The organism is Paraburkholderia polaris (assembly GCF_012927345.1).
Taxonomy (GTDB): domain Bacteria; phylum Pseudomonadota; class Gammaproteobacteria; order Burkholderiales; family Burkholderiaceae; genus Paraburkholderia; species Paraburkholderia polaris.
The window spans coordinates 1-9774 of sequence record NZ_JABBGJ010000097.1 but is presented as its reverse complement, the minus strand read 5'-3'; the positions used below and the strand labels follow the sequence as shown (position 1 = coordinate 9774).

General features: G+C 55.2%; 7 protein-coding genes and 2 pseudogenes. 4 read left to right on the top strand and 5 right to left on the bottom strand.

The genetic code is table 11. The features are described 5' to 3' along the window. Positions 1-165: pseudogene (locus HHL24_RS44465) on the bottom strand (IS110 family transposase); the annotation flags it as partial. Between the two features lie 10 nt (positions 166-175). Between HHL24_RS44465 and HHL24_RS42585 the strand changes: the two are divergent. Both HHL24_RS42585 and HHL24_RS42580 read left to right on the top strand, forming a co-directional pair. Next, positions 176-955 carry an IS6 family transposase gene (locus HHL24_RS42585; protein ID WP_329606837.1) on the top strand — a complete coding sequence of 260 codons (780 nt, stop codon included), beginning with the start codon at positions 176-178 and terminating at the stop codon, positions 953-955. Between the two features lie 248 nt (positions 956-1203). Continuing rightward, a complete protein-coding gene (locus tag HHL24_RS42580; protein ID WP_169491239.1) occupies positions 1204-4554 on the top strand; it encodes a diguanylate cyclase domain-containing protein in 3351 nt (1116 codons plus the stop codon). A 430-nt stretch (positions 4555-4984) separates the two neighbouring features. Here HHL24_RS42580 and HHL24_RS42575 read toward each other — a convergent pair whose 3' ends face one another. The 4 genes from HHL24_RS42575 to HHL24_RS42560 form a co-directional block, all read right to left on the bottom strand. Further along, entirely contained in the window at positions 4985-5776 is a 792-nt protein-coding gene (locus tag HHL24_RS42575; RefSeq protein WP_169491238.1) for an EAL domain-containing protein, read from the bottom strand. Positions 5777-5795: 19 nt separating this feature from the next. Beyond that, complete coding sequence (locus HHL24_RS42570; protein WP_169491237.1) at positions 5796-7184, bottom strand: sensor domain-containing diguanylate cyclase; 1389 nt, start codon at positions 7182-7184, stop codon at positions 5796-5798. Further along, a complete protein-coding gene (locus HHL24_RS42565; protein WP_169491236.1) occupies positions 7181-7552 on the bottom strand; it encodes a PAS domain-containing protein in 372 nt (123 codons plus the stop codon). The genes HHL24_RS42570 and HHL24_RS42565 overlap by 4 nt, the downstream gene beginning before the upstream one ends. A 921-nt stretch (positions 7553-8473) precedes the next feature. Continuing rightward, positions 8474-8812 carry a hypothetical protein gene (locus HHL24_RS42560; protein WP_169491235.1) on the bottom strand — a complete coding sequence of 113 codons (339 nt, stop codon included), beginning with the start codon at positions 8810-8812 and terminating at the stop codon, positions 8474-8476. Between the two features lie 293 nt (positions 8813-9105). Here HHL24_RS42560 and HHL24_RS42555 point away from each other — a divergent pair, with 293 nt between their 5' ends. Then, positions 9106-9465, top strand: coding sequence for a response regulator (locus HHL24_RS42555; protein ID WP_169491234.1), 360 nt, complete (start codon positions 9106-9108; stop codon positions 9463-9465). A 76-nt stretch (positions 9466-9541) separates the two neighbouring features. After that, positions 9542-9774, top strand: a pseudogene (locus HHL24_RS42550) (IS6 family transposase); the annotation flags it as partial.

The window sequence follows — 9774 nt, the reverse complement described above, 5'->3', positions numbered from 1 at the left end:
GTGCGGCGCCTTGGATTGCAGGCGTGTGCACAGGCGATCGATGTCGGCCCCGGTTGTACCGGTCTTGCCCAGCAGCTCGATCTCGCCCGCGTCGATCGCGTAGGCGACCGTGATCGAGTCCTTGTGAAGATCCAGTCCAACGTACACCGTGCTATCGTTTCGCATGCTGGCCTCCGTGGAGGAAATCGCCGGGGCATGGCCCAGTCCACGCCCGTGCGGCTCTGACAGCAATGCTAACCCGCGTTCAGTTTCCCCACGGCGGGCCAGCCCTTGCCTCACGCAAAGTCATACTGCCTTCCAGTTTCAGTTGAGTTTGCGCAACATTGAAGAGCTGCTGTTCGAGCGCGGGGTTATCGTCAGCTACGAAACGGTCCGACGCTGGTGCGATAAGTTCGGTGCTGGCTTCGCACACCGTGTGAAAGCGGCGCGTCGCAGGCCCGGCACCACGTGGCACCTTGACGAAGTATTTGTGACGTTGCGCGGCGAGCCTTACCTGTTGTGGCGCGCCGTCGATCAACATGGTGCCGAACTCGATATCCTGCTACAGAAGCGCCGCGACAAGGCTGCAGCGAAGCGGTTTTTCAAGCGCGTGCTTGCCTCGTGTGCTGAGGCACCGCGCAAGATCGTGACCGACCAGCTGCGCAGCTATCCGGCGGCGAAAGCCGAGATTCCCGAACTTGCCCACGTCAAGCACGTTTTTGTCAAAGCCAGCGCGCGGGTCAATAACCGGGCGGAAAACAGTCATCAGCCGACGCGCGAACGCGAGCGACGCATGCGTGGCTTCCGCAATCCTGAACGCACACAGGCTTTCCTATCGAGCTTCGGGCCGATCCGGCAGCACTTCGCGCTCAAGCGACACTTGATATGCGCCTCACTCTATCGCAAACAGCTCGCCACACGCTTTGCCGCCTGGTATCGTTTCACTGAGGCCACCCAAGATCCGTCCGTTTTCTGAACAAGCGCTTGTCCTCTCCGCTATTGCGCCGCGAACAATTTAACGTGACAGCGCCATCTAGCCAGCAAACTCCGCTGGGCGGAGCAAATCACGTTTTTCAGATCGGATACGCTCCGGCGCGTGCTTGAAGATTGATCTCACTTTATTCCTATCACGTGTATTCTTGATTCATATCAAATGAATAAAACGAAAAATCGACAAACGTAAGAAATCCATGCGGCCATGAGAACGAGGCAAGGAAATATAAAGTGCAAGAAATATCCTTTATCTCCCGTTATATGGGTGTATTCCGTGAATTTAGTCGCACCTTTGAAAATGTATGTATGTTGTTACCGTCCCTGATGATTGTGGCGGCAGTTGGAACGTGGTTCGAGATTCGGATTGCGGTATATGGTATTGCTGCTGCGGTAATTTCTGCCATTTTTGTGGCGTTAACGTATTTTGTGGCACGCGCGTTTGAGGGCCACACAAAGCGAACGCGATTTGCGCCGCTCCAACAATTGGCCGAGGCGTTGCTCTCCACGAGCGAAGACACGCTGGTACTGCTTGACCTGGACGGCCGCCTGATCATGGAATCAGCGGTTAGCAATGGATTGATCCGTCAGCGAGAGTTTACGAGCCAATCTAGCGGATCTGATTGGCTTGAAGTGTGGACAGGCGACGATGCGATTGCTTCCAGAAATGCATTTGGTGGCGCACTGGCTGGACGGCAAATGTGTTTCGCGGGGTATCGGCCGTCTGCCGCTGGCATTCCAAAGTGGTGGGCCTCGGCGTTTTACCCACTGAGAGATAAGGACAACAAGGTAAAAGCCGTCTTTTGCCGCTCGCGGGATGTCACAAATAAAACACTTGCGCTGCGCCAGGCGGACGAGGCTGCAACCTTGCTCTCTGACATCGACATTTACATGCCGCTGGTGTTCTGGTCCACGAGCACTGATTTTTCGAAGATATTTCATGTCAGTTCGGGTTTCGAGCGAATGTGGCAGATACCAGTTGCGACCCTTTACAGCAACGTAACGGTTTGGCAGTCACGGGTATCTTCCGAAGGTCTGAACGAACTCAAATGTGCCATGCGCAAAATGGCACGTGACAACATTCCTACGGAGACGGAATTTCCCCTTCTACTCGATGGCGGCGTTGTCCGCTGGGTGAGAGTGAATTCATCGCCCGTCGGTATGCCTGGCTCGAGCAAGCGAGTTATTAGTGTATGCGCTGACATCACTGAAGAGCGGGCCAGAATGGCTGAGCTGCATCGACTCGCCAATGTCGATGTCCTGACAGGGATGTCGAATCGACACACTCTTACAGAGTATCTGGCTTCTCGTTGCGAGGAGACGCTACCGTTTTCGCTGCTGGTGGCAGATGTTGACCGTTTCAAGGTTTTGAACGATACAGCCGGCACCGTGCTGGCAGACCGCCTTCTTCGAGGTATTGCCGCTGCAATGGCCGATGTGCTCTGGCCCGGTACGTTTATGGCACGGCAAGGCGGAGATGAATTTGCCATCGTCATACCCGGTGATCATTCACAGATAGACTGCGCCGAAATCTTTGAAAAACTTCGCGGGTCTGTCGCGCATTCCCAGCTCCTTGGAGACGCCCCGATGGAAATCACGCTATCGGCGGGGATAGCAAGATTCCCGGAGCACGGCCGTACACCTGAAGCGTTGATGAGCAGCGCAGACATTGCGATGTACGCGGCAAAAAAGAGTGGTCGAGACACCTTTCGGCTATTCGGCATCAACGAGAGCGCCTTGTTAACCGGCTTCGAAATGGAGCGGGATTTGCGCCATGCGATGACGAGAGGGGAATTTGAGCTGTATTATCAACCGCTCTTCCGAACTGCTACAGAAGAGATGGTCAGTGTCGAGGCGCTAATTCGCTGGAATCGACCGGGTCGTGCGATGGTACCGCCCTCGATATTTATTCCAATGCTCGAAGACACGGGACTGATTCGGGAAGTTGGACAGTGGGTCTTTGATAAGGGCGTGAGCCAGATAGAAAAATGGCGCGAAAGTTGTGGGCGGCTCGTCCCAATATCGGTCAATGTCTCGGCGAAACAGTTGCACGACCCAACCTTACCCGCTCGATTTGCCGAGGTCGCTGCGTTATACGGGGTGTTGAGCAGTGAAATAACGCTGGAAATAACAGAATCGGTTCTCGTCGAACCCGCAGACTCCTGCAGAGCTGTACTGGATGAGCTAAAGCGGCTCGGCTTCCGCATCGCTCTTGACGATTTTGGTACGGGTTTCTCGAGCTTGAGTTGCCTCACCAATTTGCAGCCGGACACGCTAAAGCTGGATAAGTCGCTCGTTGATCGAATCGACGAGAATGCAAGTGCGAAGACGCTGGTGGTGGGAGTCATAGCACTCGCCAGGGCATTACATATGGCAGTCGTCGCTGAGGGTGTCGAGCGGCGAACACAACTCGCTGTACTCGCGGCTGCGGGCTGTGAAGTGGTCCAGGGATACCTGCTGGGGCGACCCGAAAAAGCCAGTGATTTCTTCAGGAACTTTCTTTTGGCGCCGCCGTTTCCCTTCCCGGAAATTGATACCATTGTATCGTTGAATTTTCAGGAGACCAATGCGGTCGACGTTCGAATCTCTCCCGTCGTGAATCTACGGTCGGGCACAGCCCTGAAAATTGCTGACCGAGATGCTGATATGAATCTGGAGATATTGAAACAGGCCGTTCTCGACTCGCGCGATGGCATAACGATCTCGGACAATAGCAACGCCGATCAGCCGTTGATTTTCGTCAACCCTGCATTTGAGCGTTTGACCGGATACACGTCGGAGGAGATCATCAACCGTAATTGTCGTTTTCTGCAAAATGGTGATCGGGACCAGACGGAGTTGCAGTCTGTTCAACAGGCAATACGTGACGGCGAATACTGTCTGGCGACGTTGCGTAACTATCGAAAGGACGGCTCGATGTTCTGGAACGAGCTGAGTATCTCGCCCATCTACGATATAGCAGGCTCCGTCACCCACTTTATCGGCATACAGAAGGACGTGACGGCGAGGGTGCTCATACAACAACAATTACGAGACAAGAACCAGTCGCTTGAGGAAATGAGAAGCCATCTTGAGCGGCTCTCCGTGACAGATAGCCTGACCGGTATTTACAACAGACGCTTTTTTGACTCGCAACTCGACGTCCAGTCGAGGATTTCTCGCCGCAATGGGCAAGCACTGACGCTGATGATGGTCGATGTCGATCATTTCAAGTTGTTCAACGACATTTACGGGCATCCTGCCGGAGACGTCGCTTTACAGCGTATTGCTACCAGCCTTGACCAATCTTTTCTTCGCGCATCAGACTTTATCGCCCGCTACGGCGGGGAGGAGTTTGTCTTACTTTCAACTGGCATGACACACGAGCAGGCAACGTATTGGGCCGGTATGCTCTGTGAGAGGGTAGAGAGCCTGCAGATACCGCACGCCGCGTCGAGTAGCGGATATTTGACGATTAGCATCGGCTTTGCAGTTCAGGTCATTGCTGCCGATGAGGATGCGGGTGCGTTGGTGAGCGCCGCCGATCAGGCGCTGTATACCGCGAAGCAGAATGGGAGGAATCGGTCATGTTCCTTCGTGACATGATGTTTTGCCGCCGCGAACACGTTACCAGTCCGCTTCATCGTAAATGTAAGATTCAGTTGCGCGTGGCATGATCACGTAACCGCGTCGGCTGAAGGTCTGTTTGTAGCTCCGCACGGACGTAGATCGATTCAGTCCGAATGGCTCCGATGGGTTCAGTGTGTGGAAACTCATTTTTTGCCCCTGAGCAGCACGCCGTTCCAACACGCGTCAGAAGTGTACTGCACGTATGGCAGTAGTCACGAAATCATTCGTCGTGACCGACTCCCCGTTAAGTTTGATGTCGCACTTAAGCGAAACTTGAATCGTTCAGTCTCAACTCCCCGGACACCGCCGCGCAACCGCAGGACACACGCCCAGCATGGGCACACCCTGCATCAGGAAGCCGCGCCAAAGTCTTTTTACGCCAGCGGCTTCGCGACCGCATCTACCGTTACGGAAGATACGCAGCCTTATCGATTTGCGGAATTGATTTGAAACCGGGTCTTGCGAAGAAGTAGCCTTGCATCAGGCTGACGCCATGCGCAATAAAGAAGTCACGCTCACCTTTGGTCTCGATGCCCTCCGCGACCACGCGGATGCCGAGGTCGTGACATATCGATAGAACGCCTCGGACGATGCGCTGACGCACCGAGTCGGTGTCGATGCCGCGGAGAAGCCCCATGTCGAGCTTGATGATGTCGGGCTGGAAATCTACCAATAGCGCAAGTCCCGAGTAACCGGCTCCAAAATCATCAATTGCGGTCAGGAAACCAAACTTCTTGTATGCCCTAAAAATCTCGACCAAGTGAGTACGGTCAATCAAATGTTCGCCCTCAACCGTCTCGAATATTATTCTTTCAATCGGGAAGCCGTGCTCCTGAGCAGCGTCCAAGGTACTCCTTATGCAGACCTCCGGCCTGTAGACCGCTTTTGGCATGAAATTGATGGAGAGGAATGCATCAAGACCTAGCGCGGCTGCGCTGGCGATAGCAACCTGCCGGCAGTGCTGGTCAAACTGATATTTGTTTGCATCATCGACTTCCGACAGCACAGCATGCGCAGACTCACCGTTTGCGCCACGCACGAGCGCTTCGCATGCGAACACGGCCTTGGCGCTTATGTCGACGATTGGCTGAAAGGCGAACTCAATCTCGAGAGGCAACGGCGTTGTGTCCTTACACCCAGAACATCCCTGCGATTGTTCCGGCCTTTCGCTCTGGCTATGAATCTTGAAAGAAGTCATCTCTCTTGAACCCCTTCCATTATCTGCTGTTTGAATTATCGTTTTCAGTTGCCGTCGCCGGGCAGCCGTCAGTTTCAGACGCTTTACCGTCTTCGCAGACCGAACAATCCACGTCCGTAGGGTCGGCAAACCCGCCACGTACGCAGTTTCGCCCCGCTCTTTTTGCGTCATACAGCGCGCGGTCAGCGGCAGCTAACAAGCCCTCGAGCGTCGGGTTTGCAGGACTTAGACTTGCGACGCCAAGGCTGACCGTCGCCTTCAGCTGTCCGACCGCGGTGTCAATACGTGCTCGCTCGACGGCAACGCGCAGTCGCTCAGCGACCGCCATCGCCTCGTTGGTCGTTGTCGACGGCAGCATCAGGATGAATTCCTCACCGCCGAGCCTCGCTACGGTGTCGGACTCCCGTAGTAGCCCCTTCGCTTCGTCAGCAATCCGTTTCAAGACCTCGTCACCCGCTTGATGCCCGGCCGTGTCGTTTATACGCTTGAAGTAATCCGCGTCCAGCATAACAACTGACAATGCCCGGCTATGCCGTTTGGCACGTGCGACCTCGGACCCCGCAATTTCAAAGAAGTGGGCGCGGCTCAAAACGCCGGTCAGATGGTCAGTCGTAAGCAGACGCGCGAGGTTATCGCTGGTCACCTTCCGCTCCGTGACGTCCCTCAAAACCACCGAATATCCCGATATGTCACCTTCCTCCTCACGGAGCACAGCGATGAGAATTTGCCCCCAGTAGCGTCGACCGGACTTGGTTTCGCACCAGCATTCCTCCACATGCCAACCCTCGTCACGCGTCAGCGCGATGTGTGCGGGTGAACGGTGCAAAACAATATCGTCGTGGGCGTAAAAACGCGAGAGCGTGCGGCCGACGACATCCGTCTCAGCAAAGCCTGTCAACTGCCCAACCGACGGATTCCAGCTTTCGATGCAGCCCTCAGCGTCAAGCGTAAAGAACGCAAAATCGTTGACACTCGTGTAGATTCCGGCGAGCCATGACTCGGTCTGTCGCGCCCGACGCTCAGCGTCGACCTGCCGGGAAATGTCCGTCAAAACCGTCATCAGCAGATTCGCGCCAACCTTGATGATGGAACAAGCCAGGACTACAGCGCCATCCCTGGCCGGCGTCACAAACACTCGATGGTTTTCACACACAGGCCCCCGCTCGACCTCAAAACTGGCCACCAGATTGCGAAGCTCTGGCGCGACCGACGCAAGGCTGTCGAAAATATTCTCGATACCCCCGCCTTTTACCAGAGGCATTAGAAGCTGCGCGGCAAGAGGGTTCATCATGTCAACGAGGCCGGATTTGTCGCTGCGGACAATGCCGACCGGGGACAGATACATGAACGAGAGCAACGCTTCGTACTCGGACTCAAGGTCGTTTGCGTCTGCGTTCGAGGTGCTCAATTGGACGCCTTTCGCTCAATCAGCACAAACCGGGTCACGCATCCCGGGGCCTTCAACAGTCTGAGCCGCACCGGGGTCGGGCGCATGCGCAAGGTCAAGACGTAGGGAACGATGTCATCAAGTACGTCCTCGTCATCGAATCGCTGCGCAACCATGAAATTGTTCATGCACGGGGCAACCTCTTCGAAGAAATGTTTCCCTAACACTCGCTGCGGCCTCAATCCGGCGTTCCTCGATTCGGTGGCGTTATATACCGTGACAATGGCATCGGACGCAAATCCGATAACGCCAAATGGCACCCCATCTAACCGCTCAGCATCTGATTCAACCAGCTCTGCTATCCGCACCGCTTCAAATTCATTGTTCACGTTTTTTCCCGCGTCTAGTATCACTACACCAAGTTGACTCGGACCAGCCAACCATCCCGTAGCGCCGGGGTTCCCGCAAATAGCGGCAACTTTCGAACCACGACGAAATACCCCAATACGTATGTTATCGACTGGTTACTAAAATACTTTAGCGTGGGAACTATCCGAAAGGAGGACGGCCGTCCGGCACTCGGCAAAACTCAAGGGCACAGCGTGAGCCAGACACCAAACGGTTGATGTCCACCGCGTACTAAAGCCCTATGTTTGAAACACTCGAGAAGGCGACGACCAGCGACTCAGGGCCCAGAGCATGTTATGAACATAAACCCTGACGCTCTCGTACGGACAGTACGGAGGCAATGGGCGAGTCGAAGCGGGGTAGCCAGTAAGCTCGCTTCATCGCGCTCGCCAAGAGGTCTAGGGCATGGCGAATGGCTCGGAAACATAAGCTTTCCCGTTCAATGCATTCGGAACAGTACTCGACTGACGAAGTGAGGGTTGCTCGCGTTGTGGGCCAGTTCATCAGCCGTCACGCCTTAATGATTGACGCCTTTGAGTTTGCAGACACTCGAAGATGTGAGTACGCCTTCGGCGTGGGCCGACCACTCCGTCCGACGCTGGTTGCACTGCTTCGGTAGAACGTCAGAAAGCTGGCGAGTCGGTGACAGCCGGCGAAATGTAAGTGATTTCTGTCGCGGGCAATCGGCAAGTGTCGAAGGAATCTTCTTTCGACTGTCGCCGAGAATTGAAAGCCACCGGCTTTCGCTTCGGACTCTGCTCCCTGCAATACAGTTGCATTGCTTGCCCGGCGGTCCGAAGCTTCAGTTTCTCAATGACGCGCTCCGCAAGCAGCAGGTGCCTCGCGCTCTCTCTTAAATGACGCCGGGGCATCGGTCACAACCGACGCCAGTCCGCAGCGGCCTACGCCGGAACAAATATCACGGCGCCGATGTTGTCAATGTGCGTGAAACTGCGAAAGAAACGGTACGTCTGGTCGCCGACGGTCATCCGGTTTGGTCCAACCTGCGTCAACACGAGTATCTCGTTGGCCACCGCCACCGAAATGCTTCCATGACGAGTCAGGTCGTCTGCCTCGCCAGCCGGGTCGCCGACGTAGACAGAACAGAGGTCCGTACCATCGCGCATCATGATGACGCACATCCCTTTGTCCAGCGAGAGTTCGAGATACTCGGACAGCGTCCGCAATGACTCTGGCGTCTGCCCCCGCGTGCCGCTCAACAAACCAGAAGAGGCGGTCATGCTTTTGTCCCCGTCAAAGAAGCGCATCCTGAAAAGAAAGCCTAAGCTGAGGCAACCATGGCTTCACTATAGAGGCCGACGCTAATAAAGACAGCCGTAATCGATGGTTCGGTCGAGCGGACCAACTTAGTGCAGGGAAGTCCAGCGAAACCATGAAGGGGGTTACGCATGCGCTGCGCGCAAAACGCACCTGCAAAGCCAAACGCTCGCCGTAGCTGTCAGTGCAATAACTGGCGCGCTTCTTGCTTTGCGGCGCGACAGCAAAAACGACTCCGACCAATCGGCGACCGCAAATGTATTCTGTTTTGCTCGTGGATGATGAGCCCCACGTTCTCGCCGCTTGGTCGCTTATCCTAGTCAACGAAGGACACGGGGTGACTTGCGCGAGCAACGGCGTTGAGGCGCTCGAATGCCTGAAGCATCAGGTGCCCGACCTCATTGTCACAGACTGGGTAATGCCATTGATGGACGGACTGACACTATGCCGCGAGATTAGGGCTCAAACTCGCCTCGCGCATATTCCGATTCTCGGTCACTCGGCCGCGCCGCCAGCTGACGTTCTTCAGCCCGAATGGAACCTTTGCCTAAAGAAGCCAGTAGCTGTGTCACTTTTTCTTACAACAGTGGGTAACTTATGCAAGGGCGCCGTCTAGCGGAGTTCCAAGGGTTCTGTCGCATTAACGCGGGCGAGGTAAAATTCGAGGCGGACGAAAACGCTCTGGCCACACGATGAAGAAGACAATGACGCCACGAACGACGCTTGCTCCGGACATCGCCAAGGTTCTGAAGCGGCTGCACTATCCACTTGAAGTGATCCTGCTGTGCGTGCGATGGTACGTTGCCTACTCGCTGAGTCTTCGCAATCTCGAGGAAATGATGGCCGAGCGCGACATTTGTGTCGATCATTCGACGGTGCATCGCTGGGTCATCAAGATGGTGCCACTGTTCGAAAAGATATTTCG